The 26850-nt window shown below is 34.3% G+C and carries 24 protein-coding genes and 1 pseudogene; 5 read left to right on the top strand and 20 right to left on the bottom strand.

The window, feature by feature from the left end; all coding sequences use genetic code 11:
- Positions 1-61: 61 nt before the first annotated feature.
- A complete protein-coding gene (pplA, locus tag IGJ50_RS00235; protein ID WP_069639748.1) occupies positions 62-991 on the bottom strand; it encodes an extracellular electron transfer flavoprotein PplA in 930 nt (309 codons plus the stop codon).
- A 266-nt stretch (positions 992-1257) separates the two neighbouring features.
- Between pplA and IGJ50_RS00230 the strand changes: the two genes are divergently transcribed.
- The 4 genes from IGJ50_RS00230 to IGJ50_RS00215 all read left to right on the top strand — a co-directional run bounded on the left by IGJ50_RS00230 (position 1258) and on the right by IGJ50_RS00215 (position 5295).
- On the top strand, positions 1258-3159 hold the full coding sequence (locus tag IGJ50_RS00230; RefSeq protein ID WP_429948264.1) for an FAD-dependent oxidoreductase: 1902 nt from the start codon (positions 1258-1260) through the stop codon (positions 3157-3159).
- Between the two features lie 110 nt (positions 3160-3269).
- Positions 3270-3692, top strand: coding sequence for a NusG domain II-containing protein (locus tag IGJ50_RS00225; protein ID WP_069639746.1), 423 nt, complete (start codon positions 3270-3272; stop codon positions 3690-3692).
- A gap of 16 nt (positions 3693-3708) precedes the next feature.
- Positions 3709-4269, top strand: a complete 561-nt coding sequence (locus tag IGJ50_RS00220) for a Gx transporter family protein (protein WP_034683622.1) — start codon at positions 3709-3711, stop codon at positions 4267-4269.
- Positions 4270-4308: 39 nt separating this feature from the next.
- Positions 4309-5295 carry a polyprenyl synthetase family protein gene (locus IGJ50_RS00215; RefSeq protein ID WP_429948262.1) on the top strand — a complete coding sequence of 329 codons (987 nt, stop codon included), beginning with the start codon at positions 4309-4311 and terminating at the stop codon, positions 5293-5295.
- Between the two features lie 87 nt (positions 5296-5382).
- Here the strand turns inward: IGJ50_RS00215 and IGJ50_RS00210 are convergent, their stop codons facing one another.
- The 12 genes from IGJ50_RS00210 to IGJ50_RS00155 all read right to left on the bottom strand — a co-directional run bounded on the left by IGJ50_RS00210 (position 5383) and on the right by IGJ50_RS00155 (position 19122).
- Positions 5383-5574: a hypothetical protein gene (locus IGJ50_RS00210; RefSeq protein WP_429948260.1), complete on the bottom strand. Its 192-nt coding sequence runs from the start codon at positions 5572-5574 to the stop codon at positions 5383-5385.
- A gap of 1 nt (position 5575) precedes the next feature.
- The gene (locus IGJ50_RS00205; protein WP_429948259.1) at positions 5576-6913 is read right to left on the bottom strand and encodes a ThiF family adenylyltransferase; all 1338 of its coding nucleotides are present in this window, start codon (positions 6911-6913) and stop codon (positions 5576-5578) included.
- Between the two features lie 15 nt (positions 6914-6928).
- Positions 6929-7945 (bottom strand): site-2 protease family protein, encoded by a 1017-nt coding sequence (locus IGJ50_RS00200; protein ID WP_429948258.1) that lies wholly within the window; start codon positions 7943-7945, stop codon positions 6929-6931.
- A 1033-nt stretch (positions 7946-8978) separates the two neighbouring features.
- Positions 8979-9740, bottom strand: a complete 762-nt coding sequence (locus IGJ50_RS00195) for an ABC transporter permease (RefSeq protein WP_429948257.1) — start codon at positions 9738-9740, stop codon at positions 8979-8981.
- Positions 9730-10560 (bottom strand): ABC transporter ATP-binding protein, encoded by an 831-nt coding sequence (locus tag IGJ50_RS00190; RefSeq protein WP_429948255.1) that lies wholly within the window; start codon positions 10558-10560, stop codon positions 9730-9732. The genes IGJ50_RS00195 and IGJ50_RS00190 overlap by 11 nt, the downstream gene beginning before the upstream one ends.
- 13 nt (positions 10561-10573) lie before the next feature.
- A complete protein-coding gene (locus tag IGJ50_RS00185) occupies positions 10574-10780 on the bottom strand; it encodes a hypothetical protein (RefSeq protein ID WP_429948254.1) in 207 nt (68 codons plus the stop codon).
- A gap of 523 nt (positions 10781-11303) precedes the next feature.
- On the bottom strand, positions 11304-12209 hold the full coding sequence (locus IGJ50_RS00180) for a helix-turn-helix domain-containing protein (protein WP_429948252.1): 906 nt from the start codon (positions 12207-12209) through the stop codon (positions 11304-11306).
- Positions 12210-12320: 111 nt separating this feature from the next.
- Positions 12321-13673, bottom strand: coding sequence for a glutathione-disulfide reductase (gene gor / locus IGJ50_RS00175; RefSeq protein ID WP_429948251.1), 1353 nt, complete (start codon positions 13671-13673; stop codon positions 12321-12323).
- A gap of 64 nt (positions 13674-13737) precedes the next feature.
- Positions 13738-14979, bottom strand: a complete 1242-nt coding sequence (locus tag IGJ50_RS00170) for a peptidase U32 family protein (protein WP_069639742.1) — start codon at positions 14977-14979, stop codon at positions 13738-13740.
- Between the two features lie 13 nt (positions 14980-14992).
- Positions 14993-15913 carry a peptidase U32 family protein gene (locus IGJ50_RS00165; protein WP_429948250.1) on the bottom strand — a complete coding sequence of 307 codons (921 nt, stop codon included), beginning with the start codon at positions 15911-15913 and terminating at the stop codon, positions 14993-14995.
- Positions 15914-16160: 247 nt separating this feature from the next.
- Complete coding sequence (locus IGJ50_RS00160; protein WP_069639740.1) at positions 16161-18650, bottom strand: ATP-dependent Clp protease ATP-binding subunit; 2490 nt, start codon at positions 18648-18650, stop codon at positions 16161-16163.
- Positions 18651-18654: 4 nt separating this feature from the next.
- The gene (locus IGJ50_RS00155) at positions 18655-19122 is read right to left on the bottom strand and encodes a CtsR family transcriptional regulator (protein ID WP_069639739.1); all 468 of its coding nucleotides are present in this window, start codon (positions 19120-19122) and stop codon (positions 18655-18657) included.
- 210 nt (positions 19123-19332) lie between these two features.
- Between IGJ50_RS00155 and IGJ50_RS00150 the strand changes: the two genes are divergently transcribed.
- Positions 19333-19578 (top strand): helix-turn-helix domain-containing protein, encoded by a 246-nt coding sequence (locus IGJ50_RS00150; protein WP_379896171.1) that lies wholly within the window; start codon positions 19333-19335, stop codon positions 19576-19578.
- A gap of 58 nt (positions 19579-19636) precedes the next feature.
- On the opposite strand, the pseudogene IGJ50_RS00145 reads toward IGJ50_RS00150, so the two are convergent.
- From IGJ50_RS00145 to IGJ50_RS00115, 7 genes and pseudogenes are all read right to left on the bottom strand, one after another.
- Positions 19637-20263 (bottom strand): annotated as a pseudogene (locus tag IGJ50_RS00145) (DUF2130 domain-containing protein); the annotation flags it as partial.
- Between the two features lie 161 nt (positions 20264-20424).
- The gene (locus IGJ50_RS00140; RefSeq protein ID WP_069639738.1) at positions 20425-21351 is read right to left on the bottom strand and encodes a hypothetical protein; all 927 of its coding nucleotides are present in this window, start codon (positions 21349-21351) and stop codon (positions 20425-20427) included.
- A 26-nt stretch (positions 21352-21377) separates the two neighbouring features.
- Complete coding sequence (locus IGJ50_RS00135) at positions 21378-21905, bottom strand: hypothetical protein (protein WP_429948247.1); 528 nt, start codon at positions 21903-21905, stop codon at positions 21378-21380.
- 399 nt (positions 21906-22304) lie between these two features.
- Complete coding sequence (locus IGJ50_RS00130; RefSeq protein ID WP_429948245.1) at positions 22305-22982, bottom strand: HD domain-containing protein; 678 nt, start codon at positions 22980-22982, stop codon at positions 22305-22307.
- A 1-nt stretch (position 22983) separates the two neighbouring features.
- Positions 22984-24705 (bottom strand): ABC transporter ATP-binding protein, encoded by a 1722-nt coding sequence (locus IGJ50_RS00125; protein WP_069639735.1) that lies wholly within the window; start codon positions 24703-24705, stop codon positions 22984-22986.
- Entirely contained in the window at positions 24698-26440 is a 1743-nt protein-coding gene (locus IGJ50_RS00120; protein ID WP_207120493.1) for an ABC transporter ATP-binding protein, read from the bottom strand. Before IGJ50_RS00120 ends, IGJ50_RS00125 begins: the two co-directional genes overlap by 8 nt.
- The gene (locus IGJ50_RS00115; RefSeq protein WP_429948243.1) at positions 26433-26822 is read right to left on the bottom strand and encodes a hypothetical protein; all 390 of its coding nucleotides are present in this window, start codon (positions 26820-26822) and stop codon (positions 26433-26435) included. The genes IGJ50_RS00120 and IGJ50_RS00115 overlap by 8 nt, the downstream gene beginning before the upstream one ends.
- Positions 26823-26850: the final 28 nt, after the last annotated feature.

Below are 26850 nucleotides of genomic sequence, written 5' to 3'. Positions count from 1 at the left end.
CAGAATCCAATCTAGTGCTGGATTCTGCCCATAATTATCTTCTAATTTGTACTATGACAAATTATTTTTTCATTACGATATTATCTACAACAATTTCGTTAGTGTCGCCTTTTTCAGCAGCGTTTACTAATTGTTCTGCGTAGATTACGAATGAGTGGGAGCTGTGAGTTGCACCTGTTACGACTTCAACATTTGCAGCTGATCCGTCTTCTTCGTTCATTGCTTTAACTAATTCTTCATTCAACGTTTTGATGTATTCAGCAGGGCCTACGTCTGATTTGTCTTTCATGTTTTTGTTATAGTCAGCATCATCTTTTTTAGATTTGCCTTCATCATTCACGTTATCGTAGTTAGACTCTGTTACTTTACCATCTTTAACAACGATTGAAAATTCTGTGTGGTAGCCGTTTGAGTTATTTTTTTCTTTCAATGCATACGTACCATCTTTAAGGTCAGCACCATTATCGATTTCGATTGTTTTAGTGTCGCCAGCTTGAGCTGCTTGGATCAATTGTTGTGCATAGTTTTGGAATGATTCACTAGAATGAGTCGCACCAGTTACAACTTCTACACCGTCAGCGCTTTGAGCTTTCACGAAAGAATCGTTTAATTCTTTGATATATTCAGCAGGGCCTACGCCTGATTTATCTTTCATATTTTTTTCGTAGTCTTTATCATCCGCTTTTGATTTACCATCAGCGTTGATATTATCGTATTTAGATTCAGTGATTTTACCATCTTTAACAGTCATTTCAAATGTAGCACGGTAACCGTTAGATTCATTTTTTTCTTCTAATTTATACGTACCATCTTGTAAATCTGCGCCAGCTTCTTTTTCTCCTGCTGTAGAAGATTCAACTGTTTTTGAAGTTGCAGTATCTGTTTCAGAAGATTTTGCTGTATCTTTTTTGTCGTCTGATCCACATGCTGCTAATAAAAGAGATGAAAGTGCGATAGCTGTGAAGCCCTTTACAATTTTGTTCATTTTCATTTTTGTTCACCTTTTCCTTTTCTTAAACATTCACAATTTTTGTTTGTGATATAATTTACATTCTATAGAAAATTACAATTATGTCAATTAAAGTTATAAAAGAAAAACAAAATTTTACTCGTTTTTCACGTCTTTTTAATAAAAAAAATTTATTTCCTATATTTAAGAATTGTTATTAGACAAAACCCAAAAATCGCTATATAATGAATTCGATTGTGTAATTATTATCATTTTTTATTTTATTTATCTTAAGGAGCGGATTATCAATGACAAAGCAAAAAATTGTCGTTGTGGGAGCTGGGTATGCTGGAGTTTCAGCAACTAAATTTTTAGCCAAAAAATTAAAAAAAGATTCTGACGTTGAGATTACCTTAATTGATCGTCATTCTTACCACACCATGATGACTGAGTTACACGAAGTAGCCGGAGGGCGTGTTGAACCTTCTGCAATTCAATATGATTTACAACGCCTATTTTCACGTAAAAAGAATGTTACCCTTGTCACAGACACTGTAACTGGTATCGATAAAGACAAAAAAGTGGTTCAAACGAAGTTAGGTTCTTATGAATTTGACCAATTGATCATCGGTATGGGGGGCGAACCAAATGATTTTGGAACTCCTGGAGTGAAAGAACATGGATTTACTTTATGGTCTTTTGAAAACTCTCTGAAAATTCGTGAACATATTTTGGAAACAGTTGAAAAAGCAGCAATCGAACCAGATCCAGAAGTTCGTAAAGCAATGCTGACATTTGTTGTCTGCGGTTCAGGATTTACTGGGATTGAAATGGTCGGCGAACTGATCGACTGGAAAGATCGTCTTGCAAAGGACTTCAAACTTGATCCAAATGAATTTACATTAATGGTCGTTGAAGCAATGCCGACAATCTTAAACATGTTATCTCGCAATGATGCAGCGAAAGCTGAACGTTATTTAGAAAAGAAAAATGTTAAATTACTTCTTAACGCGCCAATCGTTGAAGTCGCTGCAGATCACATCAAATTAAAAGATGGTTCTACAGTTCCAACACATACATTGATCTGGACTGCTGGTGTTAAAGCAACTTCTGATGCTGCTGACTTCGGTTTAGAATCAGCTCGTGGCAATCGTTTGATCGCAAATGAATTCATGCAAGCCAAAGGTTATGAAGACAAAAATATTTATGTTGTTGGTGACTTGGTTTATTACGAAGAGTTCCCTGAAACACCAACACCACAAATTGTTCAAGCTGCCGAACAGACAGGTCATACTGCCGCTGCGAATATTGTGGCTGACATCAAAGGTAGTGAAAAACACAAATTCAAAGGGAATTATCAAGGATTCATGGTTTCTGTCGGCTCTAAATGGGGTGTGGCAAACTTATTTGATAAAATTCACCTTAGCGGTTTCTTAGCAATCATTATGAAACACATCGTTAACTTGAAATATTTCTTTGATATCCGTTCTGGCTATTACATGTTCCAATATATCATGCACGAGTTCTTCCATATTAAAGACGACCGCAATGTAACACGTGGACATTCATCTCGTTATGGTAATGTTTTATGGAGCGTTCCTTTGCGTGTGTTCTATGGTATGGTTTGGTTAGTCGAATCTATGAAGAAAATTGTCGGAACTGGTGATTACTTAAAACCGAGTACTTGGTTTGGTGATGGTTCATGGTTTACCGATAAAGTAGCCTTCCCATTCCCATGGTTACAAGAACAAGTAACAACAGGTGCATCTGCTGCAGGAGCTGAAACAACTGAGACTACAGCAAAAGCTGCTCAATTTGGTTTAAGCTATGCCTATGGTGAAGAACCAATGCAAGTCTTCGAACATATGCCTAAATGGTTTGAAAGTGTGATGAAATTCATGATGCCTAACCAAGAAGTTGCGTTATTCATGCAAAAATTCATGACGATCGTTGAAGTCTTGATTGCTTTAGCCTTGATTGCTGGATTGTTCACTTGGATAAGTAGTGCAGCTACAATCGGTTTAACAATTGCCTTCTGTCTATCAGGTATGTTCTATTGGGTAAACATCTGGTTTATCTTTGTAGCCTTCGCTTTAATGAATGGCTCTGGACGCGCACTTGGTTTAGACCGCTGGGTTATCCCTTGGGTACAACGTACACTAGGTAAATGGTGGTATGGAACACCTAAATCCAGATATAGCAGTAAATAATTACTTTTTTATAGTAAAAGTCTAAGAGAGTTCTAGGTTTACTCCTAGAACTTTCTTTTCTCATTATGATAGAATACAGAACAATAAAAACTATAAGGGAGAGGAAAGAGTTGGATTTAAAAGAATTTATTCAGAAAAGTTATTTACGTCCTTGGGATATTGCCATTATTTTACTTTTAACAATTAGCTCTTTCTTGCCTCTTGTTGTTTTTGGTATACAAAATACTGGAACAGATGATGCAACAAAACAAGCAGTCTTAAAAGTGGATGGAGAAGTCATCAAAGTCTTTGAATTGAAAGAAGATGGTCCCACCTATACATATAAATATGAAGCAGCTGATGGTGATTATAATGTAATAGAAGTGAGCGGTGACAGAATTCGTATGGTTGAAACAAATTGCGGAGATCAAATTTGCGTACAGCGAGGGTGGATATCTAAAGCTGGCGAAACACCGATCGCGTGTTTACCCCACAACTTATTCATTACAGTTGAGGCTTCTGACGGGAGTGAGGATGGCAGTTTGATTTATTAAACATCGCCAGTATACTATGAGCAAATTACAAAAAAATATCTATATTTCCATGTTAGTCGCTCAAGGCGTGATAATTGGATTGATAGAAAATATGATTCCCTATCCTTTTGCTTTCGCTCCAGGTGCAAAATTAGGGCTAGCAAACTTGATTACGATCATTGCTATTTTCACGATGCGCAAAAGAGATAGTTTCTTTTTAGTTTGTATGCGCCTGATTTTAACAACCTTACTTGGTGGTACAATTTCTACCTTCTTTTACAGTGCTAGTGGTGCATTACTTAGTTATTTAGGTATGCTCATCATCATGCAGTTAGGCCCAAAACGTGTCAGTATTATCGGAATCAGTGCAGCCGGCGGTTTTTTACATAATGTTGGACAACTATTGACCACTTGTTTCTTTGCTCAATCGTGGGCTCCGATGCTTTATCTACCGTTTCTTTCATTTATCGGCTTACTATCCGGAATCGCGATAGGAATAGCAGCAAATTACCTATTACGCCATGTTCAAACCTTACGGCAATTTCAATTAAATTACGAATCGACAACGAAACATAAATGGAGCCAATATTTCCAATAACATTTTGGCTTGACTGAGTACAATCGAAGGAGTCATCTTATGAACATTCATCCTATGTGGAAAACATATCCTGAACTAGCTAAAGAATTAAATACTACACTGAAGCTGATGGAAAATAGCGTTAATTTAAAAAATAAAGAGGTCGAAAATGCTGTTATGTCCATGATCCACTCTGGCGGCAAACTATTACGACCAGCATACCAACTTTTATTTTCACAATTTGGCGAGAATAGAGAGAGCAAAAAAGCTATTGCTTTAGCTGCAGCTATCGAGTTACTGCACACTGCAACGCTGATTCACGATGATATTGTAGATGATTCAGATATCAGACGCAGCTTGCCAACTATACGTTCTCAATTCGGTAATAGTACAGCCGTTTATGCTGGTGATTATTTATTTGTCAGCTGTTTTAAACTACTTGCTGACTATTCATCTTCTTTAAAGAGTATTCAACTGAATTCTAGAAGTATGGAAAAAATATTGAGCGGTGAATTGGGCCAAATGGATAATCGTTACAATATTGATATGACGATCAAGCAATATCTAGAGAATATTTCTGGTAAAACAGCTGAACTTTTTTCACTAAGCTGTTTTGTCGGTGCATATGAAAGTGGGACCTCAGAACGTTTTGCTAAAAATTGCGGGACCATCGGGGAAAATATCGGGATTGCCTTTCAAATTATCGATGATGTTTTGGATTATACCCAAAGCCCTGAACAAATTGGCAAGCCAGTACTGGAAGATGTCCGCCAAGGAATCTATTCATTGCCACTTTTATATGCTTTACAAAAAGATTCAAAAGCTTTATTGCCACTACTTGAGAAAAAGGAGCAGCTGACTGAAGACGAAACAAAGCAAATTTACTCATTAGTTCACAGCCGAGATGGTGTTGCTAAGGCACAAGAATTAGCAACAAAATATACTGAAAAAGCGTTAAGCAGTATTGAAAAGCTACCAGATACAGAGTCTGACGCTAAAAATACGTTGCTAACGATAACTAAGTTTATTTTGAACCGAACGAATTAAGAATGAGATAACTCAAAAGTTGAGACTGTATTAGGGTTCGTATCTCTAATGTAGTCTCAACTTTTTATATACATTCACACTAACATTTTATCTTCTGCATTTCCCTTTAATACCATTTTTTCTTAAATAGTAAACTGATACTGAGGATACACTGATCCCTGCTACTGAAACGTAAAACAGCTTTCCTGATTCCTCTTTAGTAGACAATGTTATTCCTAACCCTAAAAACGAGAGTAGCATAATGCCGACTAAACTGTAAATCGCAATCTTTTTTTTCATCTTAAATCCTTCCTTTCCAATTATTCATTTTGTTATTCCCGTATAAAAAAATTCCACTTACAAAACAAAACAAGACAACGTTCAAGCAAATAGCTGATACTATCGAAAATAATGTAAATCCTAAATTACTAGCAATAGATAATGGCTTTTCAAGATTAGTTCCTATCAGTGAAACCAACAAATTAAGACCTATTGCACCACCAGACACTGCTCCACAAGCAAACGCATATTTGAAAACATTTACTGGTTTCTTTCTATAAAGAATCATGACTAAAAATGAGATAAAGAATAGCACCAAATAATTGGTTCCTGGTATGGCAAAAGACACTACTGTTAAAATTAATGAAAGTAGTAATACCATACTGTTTCTTCCACGCTTTCTTATTTTTGCTTCTCTTATCTGGTTGGTCAAAGCTTGTTCCAAAACAATTTTATTATTATATATTAGTAACTCATTTAAACCTAGTAATATTTTCAATGATTCTTGCAATATCTTGGCTGAAACTGTCCCGATTGCAAAGTTTGCTGAGACACCTTTCCCAGTAATCAAGGTAGTTTTCATCTCTGAATAAAAGGGTTTCCCTTCAAGATAAATATTTTTGTACGATCCAGAATACCCTGGAATAAAGCTTGGACCGTACATTAAATTAATGCCAATTGTAGCTCCAGATGTGTAGGCCAAGCGATGCTCTTCTGCTGAGTCAAAAACCCATTCTGAAATTTCAGCCGGTGTATCCACACCTTTTACAAGTAAATCGAACTGTTTTGCTTCAATTAGTCTATCTACATCACATTTAGAATCAATCTTTTGATTGATGATCTCTACCTCACAAGAAGGATCAATATCTAATAAATGCTGTTTTAATGCGTTTATTTTCAATTTGCCTATATCTGATTGCTTATATAGCAATTGTCGGTTCAGATTACTAGCTTCAACTTCATCATAATCGACGATCGTTAGTTGCTTAACTCCTGCTGTAACTAATCCCCATGCCAGATACGAGCCTATTGCACCAGCACCTAAAATCAACACGTGTTTCATCTTGATCTCCTCGTACTGTTCTTCTAAATTAAGAGAAGTAAAAAATGCTTTTGTTCTTGAATCTTGTTTGGCGACATCAACTTCATCTGAAATGATACATTTATTTTTGATTAGTTCTGCCCATTCCTCCTCAGAAAATAATTCACTTGCCCACTCCATTCTATAAACATCATTATTGCTCAAATAGTGTTCTTGTTCCTTTGTTAAAAAGAAGTTATAGCCAATTGGAGTATTAATATATGTTTGCCCCTCCCTTTCCAATATAAAGACAAACGGATTCAAATAGTAATTGCTCATTTTATCCTCCTAATGTTATAAAATAATTGAAATGACTCTAGTTATCAATGTCAAAATAAACGTTGGTATATAAATCAATGATACTCCTGCAAAAGTGACCAAAATAATGCTATCTACCAAGCCAAATTTTTTTCTCACTTTTGTCTTAGAAAACAAAGTTTGAATATATTGAAAGGCTTTTTCCCTTATTTGAGGTTCTTCAATCAACACAGTTAAAATATAATATCCATCTAATTTTAAATAGAACATTAAATTAGCAATAATTAAAGAGACGTTAACTAAAATCAACACTAATCCTACTTGATTGTTGAGATTTAAACAGTATAGTAGCAGCCCCACTGCCAGCAGTGTAGTATTCATAAAAATACCACTTAATAAAATATTCAATCGCGGCCATTTTGCTTTCAACGTGTTTAAAGCACTAATATCCACATAACCACACGGAGCAAAACAATAAAACATAATACCTAATTCAGGAACAGGTAAATTATAATATAAGGCCGTGAGCATATGTCCTAATTCATGGATAAAGAGTGATAAAAAGAAAATAAAAATACTTCCCCCTACAAAAGAAATAGAAAAGTCAATTTGGTTTAAATCCTCCAGCAAAGGTTTTCCTGTTAAAAATAATGCTGCCAATCCTAGACCCATCAATAGAACCTGAAGAGCTGTAAATAATTGATAGATTCTTTGAACTCCCTTTGAAGCAGGTTCAATAAATTTGCTAGGATTTATCAATGGAATTTTGTATTTAAAAAAATTATTTGTATTCTTACACTCGCTACTTTTTAAAAAGCCATTGTCTTTCAGAACTTGTAAAAAACGCTTAATTTGTTCTCCTTGCATAAGAGCTTGATTTTCTGCTACCACACTAGCAAAAGAATTAGGCTTCTCTAACGCTTCTAACAATTTCCCTTCTTTTTCACCAAAGGTATAACTTGTTTTATTCGTGCTATTGAAAACAAAATAGTTAGCGGACTGATGCATCTTTTTCACAAAAATTGCTTTGTTTAATTGGATCGTCCCTTCCATTTCTCCTACCTCCGTTATAGATTTTTTTATTTACTAGTAAAAAATACCCTGCTAATAAATTATGTATATAACTCATAAATTTTTTTAAACAAAGGATGAGTAACCATTTTTGCCCATCCTTTGTTCAGCTATTTAATGCTGCTTCAAAAATCTAGTTAGTCGATTAGCAAATAGCTAATCCTAAGCCAACACCTGCAATAAAAACAAGTGCATAATCCAATGAATCTCTTGCAGCAACTGTTGTGTCAACCATTTCTTCAATATTAAATTCTGTCATCATATTTTCTCCTCCTTTAAAAATTAGCATGCTGCTACTCCAACCAAAATTCCTGCGCCTAAAATCCCCCAACCTAACCAATCTACTGGTGTAGTCACATCTTCCATTTTTTCAATACTAAATTCTGTCATAATAATTTCCTCCTAATTTTTTATTGTTAAATGTGTATAAATAACTGTTAGCTCTTATCTATCATAATTTCAGAGATTCCTTTAATTAACGGCTTCCCAAAATGTAGCCTGCTACAAATGCTCCTGCGATCACTAATCCCATTCTTCTCCCTCCTCTCTTTTTCCTTCATTTTCATTATTTATTGAAATAATACGGCAATGTTGTAATAATAACTGACGGTAAAGTCCCGATAATAAGTTGTATCATCATTCATCCTCCCCTCTATTTAATTAATGTAACTGTTATCTAAATTAACGGCTTCCTAAAATATAGCCTGCTACAAATGCTCCTACGATTACTAGTCCCATTCTTCTTCCTCCTCTCTTTTTCCTTTATTTTCTCTCACACTTTTTTAAAAAAAGAATGGTAATGGCATAATAAGTACTGCTGGTAAAATTGAAATAATTAAATTTGTCATGCTGGATCTCCTTTCCTATCAATTAGTTTATTTTTATTAAACGATGCAAAACACCGTTTTAAAATGACGAACCAAATGCTACTTCAAATCGATTACCTTCTTCTTTCACATCACCTCCTCAAATAGTACAAAAACTAGATTCTAAATTCAGATGCATAAAATTAATTTTATGATTTATTGGTCTTTAAAACCCAGCGGTTCTCAGAATTTTTGGAAATTTTTGAGAAAGATAGCCCACTTTTATTGGTTTTAAACACAATCATGTTTGCAACAAATAAGACTAGAATCCAGACTACTAAAATGACGAAGCTCTTTTCTCCAAAAGGGGAACTTTTTAGGTTAGCAAAGAAACCTGTATAGCTTCCCATGAAACTATATTCATTAATTGTTGCTAATGTTTCATTAGCCGTTGTAAACATAGGTAACAACGTCGTTATGAACATAATTGGTAATGAATTAATCTGTGCTTTGGACTGCGTTTCTGAAAAAATTCCCACTAGTAAATTAATTAAGACAACTGCAATTGCAGTTAGTATACTGATTACAATATAGCTAAAATATTGCTGATCTAAATCTGCTCCTGCTAGTATTGGCAAAATAACAATTGATGTAATACCAAAAACGATTGGATAAAAAAGTGTCGCAAAAATGTATTCTGTACCAGTTACCCCAGATAAAATTAATGTTTTTAGGTTATTCTTTTCTTTTTCCTCTGAAATAGTATTAGAAATCATATTTCCTATTGAGAATGAAAAACTCATAGCCAAGCACATAAATACAATAGAAATACTTCCTTGATCGTCCATATTCATAAATTTTTTATAGCATAGACACAATACATATGGCATCAAAATTTGAATCAACAAATTCTTATTCGTCTGTAACATATTTGTCCTTAACCACACTAAACTTCTGATTTTATTGAACATTTAACTTCACTCCTGTCAATTTAATAAATACATCTTCTAACGTTGGCTCACATGAATGAACTGAAAAAATTTCTTTTCCTTTATTAAGGATCTTCTCCATTGAAAAAGGAACATATTCATTTTCTCCATTCACATAAGTTACTTTCAATTTCTTATCAGTGTTATATTTTTTGATGATTTCTGTAGGTGTCCCTTGTTCAATTAATTTTCCATTATTCAAAAGAACTAGATTATCACATAATAATGTCGCCTCATTCATATCATGCGTTGTCAAAAATATTGTAGTCCCAGCCTGTTTCAATTTCAGTAAAAGCTCATGTATTGTTTTAGAAGTAGAGGGATCTAATCCACTTGTTGGTTCATCTAAAAATAAAATTTTCGGCTGATTAATTAAGGCCCTCGCTAACAACATTCGTTGTCTCATTCCCGTTGACAGCTTTTCTACAGGCTTATCTTTACTTTCAAAGAGTCCAACTTGCTTTATCAATGTCTCAATTCTATTTTTATCTTGTTTGAATATTTTTCCATAAAGTAACAGATTTTTATATAATGATAATTTTTCATAATATCCGCTTTTATCACTTACAATACCGATATTTTCTAAACTATCTCCTTTAAGAGCGTTTACCTTGTTTCCTAAAATACTGGCTTGACCAGAGTCTGCCTGTAGCTGTCCAGTCAAAATATTAATTGTTGTTGTTTTCCCAGCTCCAGAAGGTCCTAAGAATCCAAAGATTTCATCTTTTTTTATATTGAAGCTGACATTTTCCAATGCAATAGTTTGGTTAAAGCGTTTTGATAGATTTCTGACATTAATCATTTTTTCTCCTCCTCTAATGAATTTCTAAAACTTTGATACTTTTTGGTGCATCGTTCTGTAACACATATTCTTTTATTTCTCTTGCATATAAGTGTATTATTTTAAATAATTCATCTTCAAACAATAATTGAAATAGCTTCTCTTTTTCAGAGTTATTGACGATGACAAGCTTTCTTTGAGTAATTTTTTCTTGTTTTATATAATATTCAATTTTCCCCATATTCAACTCACTTCTCTTTCATAATGTTTATCGATGAGTTTAGTATATTTTAGTTATGTATTTTCCAACATGACATTTATGTCCGTTTTTAATTTCTAGTCCGAAAACCATAACACTCTTAAAAAAATAGAGAAGTCCATCTTTTTTCCTCCTTCATTTCTTATCTTTAACTGATGTATTCAGTATAATGTGATCCTGATTTTTTCAACATGACATTCATGTCCATTTTATTTATTTACTATTTAATCCGAAAACCACAATACTTTTAAAAAAATAGAGAAGTCCATCTTTTTTCCTCCTTCATTTCTTATCTCTAACTGATGTATTCAGTATAATGTGATTCTCATTTTTCTAACATGACATCTATGTCCTGAACTGTAGGTTTAGATAAAACCGAAAAAAAATAAGCTGCTGTAATATGCTTCACACACATTACAGCAACTTAAAAATTATAATTAATTATATTTTGAGAATGAATCAGCCTCCATAATCCAATTTGAGAACGATAGATGTAACTGTTACTTTAACTATTGGTAGCCAAATCATTTTCCCACTCTTCTTTTATCTTAGCAGAAAGTAACTGATCACCAAAAAACTCAGCTCCTTGTGCCCCTAAAAGATACTTTTCTTTTGCTTTCTCTACATTTTTCTCAGAGAAAAGCAGATACTTTCCTTCAATCATGTCAATGATTGGTTTTTTATGAAAATCTTTACTTTTTTGCATAATCAAATTAGATATCTTCACAATCTTGTCCAATTCGCTGTAGCTTTGATATTTGATAATAACACTTACAGCGGTTAGCAAGATAGTATTGACTAGAAATAATTCCATATCTACTGAATAGTCAACTTGTGATATCACATCGTTTAAAAGCTTGTCAAAAAGATTTTCATCGTACTCTTTGTAGTAAATACAGTTGAAATATAAGTTAACAACCAACAAATCATTTAAAGAATATTCCTCTTTATGTTGTAGTTGAAAAAAATACTCACTAAGAATCCCTGTTCCAAAGTCAGTGTTTTCTGTTAAATTAACATCCATTGCTGCTTGTTGTACATCAATTGATAACTGTTCATCTTCAGGTAGAGCATCATAGAATTCCTCATAAATTTTGTCGAAGTAAGATTCTTTCAATGTAATTCTATCTTCTTCTTTAAAGGTGCTTGTCTTCAACAATGATGATTTTAATTGTAAATACTTTTTAGGTAGCTCCATATGTTTCTCGTCAATTAAATGGTGTATAGGTACTGCTAAGTTCTGCGAGATAAACGTCAACTTAGGTAATGTCGGTAAAGATTCCCCTGTTTCTATCCTCGACAACTGCCGAACCGTCAACTGAATTTCATCGCCACAAAATGCTTCCCTACTCAAGCCTTTCTGCTCACGTATTAGCCGAATTTTTTTTCCAAGTTCATTTTTTATATCCAACATAAAATTCACCAACCTTAAAAAAATAGCTCCTTAAATTATTTATACCATCATTATACCATTAATATGGCAACACCATTTAATTAAAATTTAACTTTTTGACTTTAATTTTTACCTCATTGTCACGAATTCTTCTGAACCTGTCGGATGAATCGCTACTGTATTGTCAAAGTCTTTCTTCGTAGCACCCATTTTGATTGCAACAGCAAAACCTTGAAGCATTTCATCGACACCTAAGCCAATACCATGTAGTCCAACGATTTTTTCTTCTTCACCTGCACAAACTAATTTCATATTACATTTTTGGCGATACTCCCCTAGTGCAAAATACATTGGTGTAAATGTTGAGCTGTATATTTTGATATTTTCAGTACCATATTTTTCTTTTGCTTGTGCTTCTGTTAGTCCAACAGTCGCAATTGTTGGATGAGTAAAGACAACTGTAGGGATTGTTTCATAATCCAAATATTCATTTTCTTTTCCATTAAATAAACGTTCGGATAATCTTCTTCCTGCAGCAATAGCAACTGGTGTCAAATCTATTTTTCCAATCACATCTCCTACTGCATAAACGCCAGCCTGTGTTGAATTTTGGAACTTATCAACCTTCACATAGCCTTTATCCGACAATTTAATGTGGGTATTTTCTAATCCTAAATTATCTGTATTTGGTTGGCGACCAGTTCCGAAAACAATACTGTCTGCCGTAATTTTAGTCCCATTTTCAAAGGTAATCACTAATTCTCCAGAATTAAGTTTTTCAATTGAATGAGGTATTGAATTCGGATAAATGTGCATTCCATCTTCAAGGTAATGTTCAACTACTTTTTCAGATAGCATATCATCAAAATCTCGCAATGGCCGTTCTTTTCTAAATGCCCAGTGAGTTTCCGCACCTAATCCATGAATGGTTCCAGCAAGTTCAGCTGCGATATAGCCCGCACCAATAAATACAACTCGTTTTGGTAGTTCTTCTAAAGCAAAGAAACCGTTAGAATCTATCGCGTATTCCTCACCAGGAATGCCTAATTTTTTAGGTCGTCCGCCTGTAGCGATCAAAATATGAGGTGCTGTATACTTTTCACCACCGGCTTCAATTGTATGATCATCAATAAATGTAGCGTACTCAGCTAAAACCTCTACTTTGTTGCTATCTAATCCACGGTAATAAGCCGCATGTAAGTTATCAATATACGCTTCACGATTTTCAACAAGCTTCTTAAAGCTGAAGCCTTTTACTTCTACATCCATTCCGTACCCTTGTGTATCGCGTTTTACCATTTCCATCATTGAGCTTGCTTGCCACATGACTTTTTTAGGTACACAGCCCACATTGACACATGTTCCACCGATATCACTAGCTTCAATTAGTAATACTTTAGCGCCATACATACCGGCACGATTAGCAGAAGCAATTCCTCCACTCCCACCACCGATGACGATATAATCATATTCTTTTGACATAGTTACTTATCCTCCTTGCAATGAAAGGGATAAGCTGTAATAGCGAATCCCTCAATCATAGTATTTATTTCTTCTTACGAATCATATCACCAACAGCCACTGGTTTTTCAACCGGCATCGTTAAAATCATCATTGGATTTGGTGCTCGATCGATCGACTCGTCCTCTTCATTATACATAACTTCTACTGTTTGATGGAAGTGATTGAACCCAGGACCATAAAATTCAATTTCATCGCCTACACTGAAATGGTTCCTTTGACGAATCGTTGCAACTTTTGTTTCTGGATCATATGCCATGACTTCTCCAATAAATTTATATTGAGGAATCTTACGACGCGCTCCAAATAGTTGTTCTTCATCTGTCGGTACATGATAATAAAAACCAGTTGAAAGTTCTCTTTGTGCAACTTTCCACAGCTCATCGATCCATTCTTGTTTACATTCATAATTTTCAGGATCTTCCATATAGGTATCGACCGCTTTTTTGTAAACATTGGCTACTGTTGAAACATAATGAATGGACTTCATTCGGCCTTCAATTTTGAAGCTATCTACACCATTTTGAATCAGTTCGGGAATGTGTTGGATCATAGCCATATCGACCGCACTCATAGAAAATTCTTCCTCTACTTCACCTTTATCCGTTAAGCTTGTACGTTCTCCACCAAAAGGCATGTCGTAAAGCTCATATTTCCAACGGCAAGATTGAGAACAACCACCACGGTTCGCATCACGCATTGACATATGATTAGACAACGTACATCTACCTGAATAAGAAATGCACATTGCCCCATGGATAAACGCTTCGATCTCAACATCCGTATTTTTACGGATTTCTGCCACTTCGTCCATCGATACTTCACGTGCCAAAACAACACGCTCTAATCCTTCATTTTTCCAAAATTCCAGTGTTTCATAGTTGGTAGCTGAAGCTTGTGTAGACAAATGGATCGGTAAGCCCGGTGCTTCCGCTGCACAAATTTCAATCAAAGCCGGATCAGATACGATTACTGCAGAAATACCAACATCACGGATTTCTCGGAAAAAGTCCCCTGCTCCTTCTTGATTTCCCTCATGAGTGACCATATTTGCCGCCACGTAAACTTTTGCTCCATGCTCATTAGCAAACGCTACGCCTTCAATCATATCTTCTTTTGTAAAATTGCCGGCACGACTGCGCAAGCCGTATGCGTTACCGCCGATATAAACTGCATCTGCGCCATAATGAATAGCTGTTTTTAGTTTTTCTAGCGTCCCTGCTGGTGCTAAGACCTCAGGACGCTTCAGTGTTCGTTCGTTTGTCATGTGTTTTTTCTCCTTATTTTATCTCGTCTGGATCTAAATCAAAGAAACCAATATCTAACCCACGGTTTTCTGGATGCAGGGCTTTGATTTTTTCAATTGCTTTTTGTGCCTGATTGCTTGACCAAAGACCTACTTTGATTTGTTCTTTTGCATCTGCGAATAATTTCGCTACTTCTACAAAGTTTTCTCCTGGTGCATAGATTCCGTCAAGTTTCCACTTTGTGTAATTATGTTCATGAAGCTTTTCGAGTTCTCCAATTAAATTCACATCGTTATCCGCAAAAATATGTGTACCATGGCTGTCCTCATAAATTGAATAGTGTGTTTCTTCTTTTTTGGGTTCAGATATAAACAAGCCACGCTCTTTACTGGTTGACTCATCATTCTTTGTGAAATTATAGTAGTTTTGCAACAGCGGACGTTTTGATTGATGGATGCATGTAGCACCATATACAAGCACTTCAGCTGGAACTAGCAAATTGTCCTTCATTGCTTTCATTTCTTCAAAAGGAACTTCTCGTGCTAAGACTGCACCTATCGAGCCACGCTTCGCCCAAAAATTAATTTGTCTGGAACTGGTCACTAGAGTTTCACCATCATAAATATATGGAATCTCGATTCCATCACGCTGGATCACAAATACAACGCCAGGATCTCCCACAGTTAATTGATCCGCTTTGACTTCTTGCAAAAAATTCAAATACTCAGGTACCAATTTCATTTTCTCCGGATGCATGATTCCATTCAGTGCAACCGTCACTTTTTTGCCTGCTCTATGAGCCATCTCAATAATGTTTTGCTGCTCTTCACGCGAAAATGATGTCGGCAAGCGTAACCCGAATGTTTCTTCTCCAATATATAAAGTGTCTACCCCAACTGCCAATAACGCCTCTGCTTGTTCTACTGATTCAGCAGTTGCAATAAGTTCAATCATTTTGTATCCTCCCTTAAAAGCTGAATGGACCCGACTAGTATCAATTGAAAAATAAATCTAGTTTCTATATGATTTCATCTCTATTTACCAGCCTTCTAACAACTGTTTCATAGTAGCATAGGTTCACAAACTTTCCAATAGCCTCTAGTAATTTTAACGCTCATTTTTCACAAAAACAATACTCTACAGCCACTTCAATTGAAAAAAGCTGTACAAAACAGATTCGTTTTGCACAGCGAATTATTGATTATATTGTTTGTAAAATTTGTTCAGGTTTAGGTGATTTGACATTCAACGTTATTTTACCTTTACTTGCGCCAATGGTCACCTTATCACCTAGATGGATTTGTCCAGATAGTAAAGCTTCACTCAAACGATCTTCGACCTCTTTTTGCAATGCACGTCGAATCGGTCGCGCTCCATATTCAGGATCAAAACCAACTTTACCGATTACCTCAATTGCAGCTGCCGTAATCTTTACATTCACATCTTGCTCTCGCAAACGTTGAACAATCGATTTACTCATGATCTTCACAATTTCATGAATTTCTGCTTGATCCAATGAACGGAAGACGACTGTTTCATCAACACGATTCAAAAACTCTGGACGGAAAGCTTTTTTCAACTCTTCCATGATCCGTTTTTGCATTGCGCCATAGTCCTTAGTTAAATCCTGGACATTAAAGCCAACATTTTTTTCATCGCGAATTGCTGTTGCGCCAATATTTGAGGTCATGATCAAAATAGTATTCCTAAAATCGACCTTACGCCCTTTAGAATCTGTTAAATGCCCATCATCTAATACTTGTAATAAAATATTGAAAACATCGGGATGTGCCTTTTCAACTTCATCTAGTAAAATGACAGAATATGGTTTTTGACGAATTTTTTCAGTCAACTGACCACCTTCTTCATATCCTACATAACCTGGAGGTGAACCAATTAAACGGCTAGTGCTGTATTTCTCCATAAATTCAGACATATCGACACGAACAAGGGCATCTTCACTGCCAAACATTGTTTCAGCCAACGCTTTTGCAAGCTCAGTTTTACCAACCCCTGTTGGACCTAAGAACATGAATGAGCCAATAGGTCTATCTGGATCTTTTAACCCACTACGAGCTCTGCGAATTGCACGTGACACAGCTTGAACTGCTTCATCTTGACCAACTACTCGGTGATGTAAGATACTTTCTAATTCAAGTAAGCGTTCACTTTCTTTTTTCTCTAATTGTTGTAACGGTACACCCGTCCATTGTGAAACAACGTTCGCTACATCTTCTTCAGTCACACGATTAGCGTAGCCAGAAGCTTCTTTTTGTTCTAATAAGAGAATATTTTCTAGCTTCCGTGTCATTTTTTTCTCTTTTTGGCGTAATCTTGCTGCACTTTCAAATGACTGCGCTTGAATTGCAGCTTCTTTTTCTTGAACTAAATGAGCAATATCAATACGTAAACTATTCACCTCAGAAGGTTCATCAGCCAAATCCAAACGAACTTTGGCGGAGGATTCGTCCATCAAATCAATTGCTTTATCAGGTAATTGACGTGAATTGATATAACGAACAGATAACTGAACAGCCGCATGCAATGCATCATCTGTGATTTCCACCCCATGATGTTCCTCATAGCGCGAACGTAGACCTTTTAAAATTTCTTCAGCTTCTTCTGGTGTCGGCTCGTCCACTTGTACACGAGCAAAACGACGTTCTAAAGCAGAATCTTTTTCGATATATTTTTGATATTCATCTAATGTTGTGGCACCAATTGTCTGTAGCTCTCCTCTTGCAAGAGCTGGCTTTAAGATATTGGATGCATCAATCGCACCTTCCGCACCACCCGCACCAATCAGCGTGTGCAATTCATCAATAAATAAAATCACTTCGCCATCTTGATAAATTTCGTCAATCACCTTTTTCAGTCGATCTTCAAATTCTCCACGATACTTAGTACCTGCTACTAAAGCCCCCATATCTAACATCATTAAACGCTTTTCCTGCATATCCTCTGGAACTTCACCATTGACGATTTTTTGAGCTAATCCTTCCGCAATCGCTGTCTTACCAACACCAGGTTCACCGACTAAAACAGGATTATTCTTTGTCCGGCGACTCAAAATTTGAATCAGACGTCTGACTTCTTGTGAACGCCCAACGACAGGATCCAAGTCTTTTTCACGGGCTAATTTTGTCAAATCACGAGCTAATGAGTCTAGTGTTGGAGTTCCTTTAGGTGCTGCTTTTTGAGCTTGATTGTTACGGCGGCGTCCAACATTACCACTCATTTGCGGGTCAGTTATCCCAATTTTCTTCATTAGTAATTGACGCATTTTAGATAAACTTAAACCTAGATTCAATAATATACGTGACGCTAATATATCTTCATCCCTAAGTAGACCTAGTAAAATATGTTCCGTTCCAATATTCGGTGCACCCAATCGTTTCGCTTCATCACCTGCATAAGCAAAAATTTGTTTTGCACGAGGAGAATATGGTAAATAAGCTCCTTTAGGATATGCTTTGACTGTTCCATATCCTGTTAAATGTTCGATTTCTTCACGAATATCATTCTTATCTGCATTTAATTGGCGCAGTGATTTCCCTGCAATACCGTTGGGTTCTAGAACTAGTGCCAATAATAAATGTTCTGAGCCTACAGATTGATGCCTAAAATATTTTGCCTCTTCTTGTGCAATCGCTAAAACCGCTCGTGCACTTTCTGTAAATAATTCATCCATATTATCATTCCTCCTCGTAACTCAAACGTTCTAAAAACGACTGCATCAATTGAGCACGTAAATATTCTTCACTTTTTCCTGCTTTGCCTAAAACTTGTTTACCCAGGACAGAGAGCATCAGATTTCCTTCTCTTTTGGTGATTACTTCTTCTTCATATAACTTTTGTATAAAAATCAGTGCATCCTTTTCTGAAAGCTCATTTCCTGTAAACTTGGCAATTTGTTTTAGTAATTGATCACTATCAGAAATTTGGACCTTAGCAATCCGAATATATCCTCCACCACCGCGTTTACTTTCTACTGAATAGCCTCTTTGAATCGTAAAGCGTGTATTAATGACATAATTAATCTGGGACGGAACACAATTGAATAAATGAGCCATTTCAGCTCTGCGAATCTCAATCTTGCTGCTTTCTTCAAGTATCTTCTTTAAATATGCTTCTATTAAATCCGAAGTATTTTGATTACTCATCACACTCATCCTTTTCCCTTGACTAATACTGACCTTAATTATACATAATTTCAACTGTTTAATAAAGGAGAATGCCTAATTTGATAAGAAAAGATAAACATTCAAGTAATTCACTGCTAAATCAACTTAAATAGAAAAAAAGAACAGAGTGAAAACTCTGTTCTTTCAATCGCCCTATCGGTCCTTGATATAAACCTTACTGATAGAATAATGGAATATAAGGCTGGTAATTCTTGTAAGAACAATTTGAAGAAATATGACGAGATAATTTGTGATATTAAATCTAGTAAACCTCGTCAGAAGCTATTATCTGATAAGGAGATTTCTGAAATAGTAGCTAAATACAAAGATAGTTGCACCATATATGAACTAGCTGATATATATGGTTGTCATAGACAGACAGTCAGCAGACATCTCAAGAAGAATGGGGTTGAGATGAGGAGTAAGATATTTTAACCTCTCGCGGTTCGATTGTAATAAATGCTTTTTATTATTCAATTTATGTAGTTTCATCTCAAATCACTCCTCTATGAATATTATCAAACTTTTTCTTCACCGTTAAATCCTCAGCATTATTATTTGCCACTCTCAAATTATTCTCAGAAGAGAGGAGCACATCTTGCTCTTATTCAAAATTAGTAATATCTATATTTTGCTCCCGCATAAAAACTACTTCTTGCTTATACTCCAAGAAATTAAGTACAGCATTTCTAAGAAGCGAGATAATCGGAATAAAGAATTGAGGACGAATCATATACATTTTTTCATATTCCTAGGAAACATCTACTATCAAAGCTCATTATCTGCTTCAAGCATAGAAACGAGAATAGCCTATTCACCTTTTTCTCATTTTTATCTTTGTCTAATTCTTTGAAAAAGCGTTCATTTTTCTTTTTAGTTTCAGTCTCATCACCTTCATTTTTCATCTCAAACATAATAAAAATAATCTCAGTTCCATTTTTGTCGTGTTCTCAATAAATTTAGCCATCCTCACTACCAAACTTAACATCATTGACCTTGCCAATCTTAACATTTTGGAATGCCGTCAAAGGCTATTTAACTCTATCTCACACTTTTTTTCTAAGCTTTCACAAACCATCTTAGTAGATTGTTTAGCCTTAAAAGCTTTGTAGAAGCCAATACGAATGTAAATCTAGACCAGCCTCTTGTATAACTTAAACCTAGTATCGCATTTCTTAGGAGAAGACCCTTCCCTCCATCTAGTTTAAGAAATTGATAATAGCACTCAAATAAAATTCCGCTATAACAAAAGTAGCAACAGGTAACTTTCATATATCTGAATTAATCCCTTACCTTACTATCTAATATATCAAATTCTTTTTGTAACATATCAATAATCGCACTCTCCAAGTGAACGATCTCCTTAAATTGCTTCTCAATATCTTTCAAATTTGCTTTTTCTGCTATCACTGCCTTCATAAGTGTTAAAAATATATTCGACCATTTACTATAAGAATTTAAATATTCATTTTCCAAATTTTGTCTTTTTCTTAATCTAAAAAAGTCTGCCGCCTGTTTTCTACTTCTACAGATCTTGTCTATCTCTTCTAACAGGAAGTCAATCGCAATAAAGTTTCTTTCTCTTATTGCACTTACGATATCCGTAGTCATCTCTTTCAACCCAGATAAGCCACAATAAGATAGATAGTTCTCATAGTTCTCATATTGTGCTGCCTCTGTCATTATTTTTAAATTATCCGCTATAGCATCAACAGTACTGATTGTTTTTGAGGTATGTTTTGCTTTTTTCAGATCAATCAGTTTGCAGTTCAAGTGTTTTTGAGATTGATTCCACCATGAAATAAGTAGTTCAGGCTCAACTTCATCTTGATAGTTAAAATAATTATCTTGAACGAAGATCATATTTTTTTTCACTTTAATAATTAACGCATGAACATGATGGTTTTTCTGAAACATATGACAATAATTCAAATAGAAATAGTCTAATTTTATTAAGTATTCTCCTTGATCTCTTATTATCTCTTCTATAGGTGGATTAATGGTTTCAATAAATTGAATGCCAAAATACTTATTAAGATAATAGTCGTAATAATATGGTTGAACGTTGACTATGTTCTTTTCATTATTCTGGCTTTTGTAGTAGTTTAATCCTGCTCTCCAGAAAAAATTTTTGTAATCAATATTTAATTCTATAAGTTTTTCTGCAATGAGTACTTCAAAACAGTTCAGTTGAGGCTCCTGTAACATTCATCTAATTCCTCTCTCTCATTATTTTAGAATAATGTTATTGCAAAAATATGTACCCCTAAGTGCCTTGGAAACTTTATGAAACTAATTTTAGTTTGCTGATACAAGTTGATTTCAATTTCAAAAAGTGATATTCCTTGTTTGACAACACCAGAAAGAGAGCTTTGCGATACAACATATTCAGAAGTATAAAATAATTTTGCTTCCTTTTCAGATAAAGAAGTCCGGTGCATAAATGGGAAGGTTACTTTATACTCTGTCGTTTTATTATCTTCCCCTATAACAACCGATTCGTGATAATCTCCATAAAGACCTAATGCTATTAATCTCACTACTGAAACAGAGTCACTGCAGTGAATATCAACAATATTTCCTTTACATTCAAAATTATCTAAATCATCAGCGTAATGAATATCATAATTGCTTTTTTCAAAAGTATTTGCTGATGGTAGAGGAAACCCAGAACCTAATGGGGTTAGAGTTACTTCTTTGCCATCTTCACTGCATTGAAAAGCTTTATTATTAAACTGATTTTTAATATTTACTTTGATCATTCTGTCATTCCCCCTTATTAGAGAATTTATTGAAATACATTCCCATTTTCTTGTAGCATATTTAAAAGATTTAGATGCTTTTTCGTGGATGTCAGCAGTCAGTTTATTTTTCCTTCAGTCTTCTCCTTGTTTTGATTATTTTATGCTAACCTTTAGTATAGTTAATCACATGAATATTCCTTTGTCTCTATAAAGAATACCTTTCAAAATACGGTCTCTATTTTGGTAATAAAGTTCATTTTAATAATAAAATTTTGATATTTCATTACTACACTACTAATTAAAAGATATAATAAACTAAAAAAACTGAATGATTGATCAAAGTCTCCTCTGATAAATTATTCAGCCTTCATTACTATTTTTATATTTTATCTGGACAATTAAATATGCTCATGCTATTTATTCTCTTAAAGTCAGGATTTTAGTTTCCTCTTTCATTATTTTTACACAATATGCTCTAAACCCAATATAGGTTTTTAAGATTTCCCTCAAGTTTAAAAGACGCTCCTGATCTCCTTGAATATCGAGTTGCATTTCATAGTATCCACCTTCAGAATATTTATTTACTAGATAGAAATAGGCGCGCATAATCTGACTTTCTTCATCATAATGACTGAATACATCTTTCCCATAGCTTAAGGTTCGCCTTATTATCTTCGATGCATCTGTAATATTATCTGCTTGTGATAATATAGTGCCATATAAATTCCGTGGTTTCCCACGATTGGAAGCACGATGGTCTTCAATGGCTTCCATCATTATTGTGATTTCTTTTTCAGAATATTTACGAGAAATAACTGGATCTTGTGCCAATAACTGAGCAGAATAGTAGTGATGATTTCTCCGTCCTTTATTCAACCCAATATCATGAAAATATGCTACTATTTTCACTACCTGTAAATCTACAAATTTAAATAGCTTTGCTATACTCAAAGATCGTTCTAAAACTTCCATGATGTGTTCTGGATCATGTCCCTGATCAAATTCTGAGTAAATCGGTAAAATATGATTCTCCAGATATTCATCCAGGTTGGAACTTTTTAAGTTATTATTTTTTGCGATCATTTCTTGTTCCATACTATTCAACACCTAACAGCGCCTCCTCCCTGTCAAGCTCTATAACTTTGCCATCTACTACTTTTAAGAATCGATTACACTTCTCTATAGTAGACCTACGGTGAGAAATAATGATAAGGGTGCTTATGTGCGTCCAAATAGTATCCAATTCAGACAGAATGCCTCTTTCATTATTTAAATCCAAAGAATTAGTCGCCTCATCAAGAACAAGAACTTCTATTTCTCTAACCACTTGTCGGGCAATCATCAATCTCTGTTTCTGACCACCTGAAAGTTTCATCCCCTTATCACCAATGTTACGCTCATAACCTGCTGAAGATTCCTGCACAAAAGTCAGTAAATTACTTTTTTCTATGTCCATTTGATGCTGCAGCCTACTCTTTTTATCCAAACCAAAAAAGAGATTTTCCTCGATCGTACTTGAAAAAAGATTGGCATCTTGAAAAACAAAGCCAATTCTCTTCAATATGGTACTTTCTCCAATTTCTTTGATAGCATTTCCTGATAAAAGAATTCTGCCTTGATCAGGGAAAACAATTCCTGCAAGTAACTTCATCAATGTTGACTTTCCAGAACCGCTATTTCCAATGATCGCTACTTTATCCCCTCTATTAATAACAAATGAACAGTTATTCAACACAGGTTTATGATTGTATGAAAAAGAAATGTTCTCAAATTCTATAGAATCTATATTCTCAAGTATCCGTTCATTTTGAGGAACTTTTAGTATGGTTTGAATAGTATTCAACTCTGCAGAGATATTAGCGTAGTATGGCTTGTCATTATTCAGGCTGTTGTTTATAGCAGTCAATTGATTAATAGATTGGAGAAAAAAATTGAAGTAGGATATAAAAACCAATAGGGATCCTACCGTCATTTCATTTTGTATAATTAACAATCCGCCAAAAAAATATAAACTAAATTTTGCAATAAATTCATTTTTTACTCTTGGAAGAATTCTATTGCTAATCACCCAAAGATTTGTCCATTTCCGATGATACGATGCGTAATTTTGTACTAATTTACTAAATTTTTCCATCTGAAAGTTCTGCATTCCAAAGGCCTTAATATCTTTCCAACCATAAACAGAATTTTTAATCCAATTTGAAATCGTCCGATCATTTTCCCTGTTCTCCAAATTCATCTTACCTTGCGCTTTTGAAATCATTCCGTCCACTACAATTGAAATCACTGAGACTATTAATGCTAAAAAACCTAGTTTTAGATTAATCAAAAATAATAACAGGATTGCTGCGACCGCTGTAAAAAGCTGAACAATGTATCCTTCAATTTGTTCGGATAAAAAAGTGTATAACGGTCTTGTATCCGCTTCGATATTTATGAATTTATCCTCGATATCCAGCCCATTCAATGCAGATAGACTTTTGGAAATCTCTTTTTTCCATAATAGCTCTTTCACTCCTCTAACTAGAGCAAATGCATTTTTGTAACTCACCTTAAAATAGATCATATTTATCGCACTTTTAACAACATAAGCAACTACATACAGTAACAGTAACTGTGGCAATACTGCAATTTTCTTTTCCAAAATTACTTCATTAATGAAACTTTTATACAGAAGTGGAAATAAGAACTGGGAACCAGACAGCAACAAACACAGAAGTCCACTGAATAATAACAGCTTTCTTTTTATCAGTCCCTTATAATTAAATGTCTTAAATAAACTGACCTTAGTTTTAATTAACCCATTCTCCTTAATCATATCCCCCTCCTGTATTAAATAGTTTCTTTAGCTCAGCTGACCGTATTAATACTTCATTCGGCGCACCTGTTTCAATGATTTCCCCAGCCTTTAGCACAATCACCCTGTCACAATAATTGGTATTACTCAATTTGTGGGTTATCATAATAGCTGTTTTGTTCTGAGTCAAATTCTCCCACGAAGCTAAAACTTTTGCCTCAGATATTTTATCTAATCCCCTCGTTGCCTCATCAAAAATGAGAATGGCTGGATCCTCAAGACAAATTCTGGCAATTCCTAACATTTGTAGTTGTCCCCCAGAAAAAATATTCTCTGTATCACTTATCCAAGTATCCAATTTTTCTGGCTGCATTCGAAGGAAATCATTTAAGCCTGCTCGATTACAGGCATCAAGAATTTTTTCATCGCTAACATCCATTTTGCCCATAGTGATGTTCTCTCTTAATGTTCCTGGAAATACTAATATCTGTTGCTGAACAATCCCAATATTTCTTCTCAAACTTTTTACAGAAAATTTTGTTATATCCTGATTATCGATAAATATGCCACCCGACTGTATCTCCATAAATCTTAATAGTAATAATGCTAGCGTAGATTTTCCACTACCACTTTCACCAACGATTGCGATCCTTTCTCCTGGAGACATTGAGAGTGACAGATCCTTTAAAATATCCGCTTTCTTTTTATAACTGAAATTGACTTTACAAAAATCAATTTGCCCAGCAGTTATTTGGATATCATCATAACCATCATACTCTTTTTCACTTTCTGAATGAAGAAACATCTTCAGTTCATGTATATTGTTTATTCTCTCTTGTGCAACCAAGTTAGAATGAACAATAGCAGATAAACATTTTCCTATATCAAAAAAATAGATGAGAATGACTGAAATCATTCCTATTGTTAATTGGTTTCTATAAGAAAACATCGCTAAAAGGCTGTATATGATCAACTGTATAATAAGGTTGATCCCTTCATAAAGAATTTTCAAATTATTTATCGAAGTATCTACCTTTAACTTGTTATCTAGAAGTTTGTTATTTTCAAAGCTAAATATTTTTATAGCATTTTTTTCTCCACTCAAAAATTTTATTTCAGTAAAATTAGCCAGCAAGTCAAAAATTCTACCATCATATTTTTCTTTAAGTACTCTATTGTTATTAAACAAGCTATTTATTTTCTTGTTTAACAATGTAGAAAAAAATACCGATATTGGTATAAGCAGTGAGATAAGGAATCCGAGTTGAACATTCATTATATAAATATAGGCTAGGCAAAAAATGACATTAAAAAGATTATTTAGATTAAAAATAATGTCTTTTATCAAAAATGCCAAACAATCATTACTATACTGATTAACAATAGTAACAATTTCACCTGCTTTTTTATTAATAAAATATATTGATTTACTTTCTAACAGATGCTCGTAAGCCTTCTTTTTGACATTCATAATGAAACCAGTAGTTAGAATATCGTGTTGTTTATACATATGTACATAGAGAAAAATATAAAAAAATAAAAACACGATAATGAGACTGCTTATTGACAAAAATAAACTGATATTTTTGTAGTAGACAATTTGATCCAGCATTAAACCAAAAATAATCGGAGTAATAATATATAAAAAATAATCAAAGAAGCAGCTAATAAAAAAAAGCAACAGGTTTCCCTTATATCCCTTCAAAAAAATATCAATAAATTTATAGGTACTGATAAAATTTTCTTTTCTATTCAAAAGTCTTCCCTCCTCTGCAAAATAATAATTCTAAAAGTGAAAGTTGTTTCGTTGTATATTCAAGAATATATTTTTCTTTTAGACGTAAGTGTAACTCTGCGTGTTCCTCAGTGGGAAAATCAATATAAATATACGTTCCCTCTTGATCAACCACATTCCCTACCTGAACATCTTGATTTCGTTCTTTATAAACATATACCTGATTCGTAATTATGTTCCCATTTCCTATAAAACGATAACTTTTTGATTCGCTCTTTTTTACTAATGTAATAGTTTCTGTCGCTCTAATATCAACAGGTATTTTTATTGCAATAACTGTTGATATTGTGCAGAAAAAAGTAACAATCAAAAAATATTGGATAATATTATATGTTTTTTTCATCTATCCTATCCTCATTTGTATTTTTATA

Source organism: Enterococcus sp. AZ101 (genome assembly GCF_050499005.1).
In the GTDB taxonomy this organism is placed as follows: Bacteria; Bacillota; Bacilli; order Lactobacillales; family Enterococcaceae; genus Enterococcus_L; species Enterococcus_L ureilyticus.
The sequence above is the reverse complement of the archived record's forward strand: the minus strand, read 5'-3'. Positions and strand labels throughout refer to the sequence as shown.

Excerpts from the sequence above, each read along its gene's own strand:
- IGJ50_RS00215 (WP_429948262.1), top strand. The coding sequence starts at position 4,309 with ATGAACATTCATCCTATGTGGAAAACATATCCTGAACTAGCTAAAGAA.
- IGJ50_RS00130 (WP_429948245.1), bottom strand. The coding sequence starts at position 22,982 with ATGGAACAAGAAATGATCGCAAAAAATAATAACTTAAAAAGTTCCAAC.
- IGJ50_RS00195 (WP_429948257.1), bottom strand. The coding sequence starts at position 9,740 with ATGTTCAATAAAATCAGAAGTTTAGTGTGGTTAAGGACAAATATGTTA.
- IGJ50_RS00210 (WP_429948260.1), bottom strand. The coding sequence starts at position 5,574 with ATGAAAAAAAAGATTGCGATTTACAGTTTAGTCGGCATTATGCTACTC.
- IGJ50_RS00150 (WP_379896171.1), top strand. The coding sequence starts at position 19,333 with ATGGAATATAAGGCTGGTAATTCTTGTAAGAACAATTTGAAGAAATAT.
- IGJ50_RS00205 (WP_429948259.1), bottom strand. The coding sequence starts at position 6,913 with ATGAGCAATTACTATTTGAATCCGTTTGTCTTTATATTGGAAAGGGAG.
- IGJ50_RS00185 (WP_429948254.1), bottom strand. The coding sequence starts at position 10,780 with ATGGGGAAAATTGAATATTATATAAAACAAGAAAAAATTACTCAAAGA.
- IGJ50_RS00230 (WP_429948264.1), top strand. The coding sequence starts at position 1,258 with ATGACAAAGCAAAAAATTGTCGTTGTGGGAGCTGGGTATGCTGGAGTT.
- IGJ50_RS00220 (WP_034683622.1), top strand. The coding sequence starts at position 3,709 with ATGAGCAAATTACAAAAAAATATCTATATTTCCATGTTAGTCGCTCAA.
- IGJ50_RS00115 (WP_429948243.1), bottom strand. The coding sequence starts at position 26,822 with ATGAAAAAAACATATAATATTATCCAATATTTTTTGATTGTTACTTTT.
- IGJ50_RS00125 (WP_069639735.1), bottom strand. The coding sequence starts at position 24,705 with ATGATTAAGGAGAATGGGTTAATTAAAACTAAGGTCAGTTTATTTAAG.
- gor (WP_429948251.1), bottom strand. The coding sequence starts at position 13,673 with ATGTCAAAAGAATATGATTATATCGTCATCGGTGGTGGGAGTGGAGGA.
- IGJ50_RS00165 (WP_429948250.1), bottom strand. The coding sequence starts at position 15,913 with ATGATTGAACTTATTGCAACTGCTGAATCAGTAGAACAAGCAGAGGCG.
- IGJ50_RS00190 (WP_429948255.1), bottom strand. The coding sequence starts at position 10,560 with ATGATTAATGTCAGAAATCTATCAAAACGCTTTAACCAAACTATTGCA.
- pplA (WP_069639748.1), bottom strand. The coding sequence starts at position 991 with ATGAAAATGAACAAAATTGTAAAGGGCTTCACAGCTATCGCACTTTCA.
- IGJ50_RS00155 (WP_069639739.1), bottom strand. The coding sequence starts at position 19,122 with ATGAGTAATCAAAATACTTCGGATTTAATAGAAGCATATTTAAAGAAG.
- IGJ50_RS00160 (WP_069639740.1), bottom strand. The coding sequence starts at position 18,650 with ATGGATGAATTATTTACAGAAAGTGCACGAGCGGTTTTAGCGATTGCA.
- IGJ50_RS00140 (WP_069639738.1), bottom strand. The coding sequence starts at position 21,351 with ATGTTACAGGAGCCTCAACTGAACTGTTTTGAAGTACTCATTGCAGAA.
- IGJ50_RS00135 (WP_429948247.1), bottom strand. The coding sequence starts at position 21,905 with ATGATCAAAGTAAATATTAAAAATCAGTTTAATAATAAAGCTTTTCAA.
- IGJ50_RS00170 (WP_069639742.1), bottom strand. The coding sequence starts at position 14,979 with ATGACAAACGAACGAACACTGAAGCGTCCTGAGGTCTTAGCACCAGCA.
- IGJ50_RS00200 (WP_429948258.1), bottom strand. The coding sequence starts at position 7,945 with ATGGAAGGGACGATCCAATTAAACAAAGCAATTTTTGTGAAAAAGATG.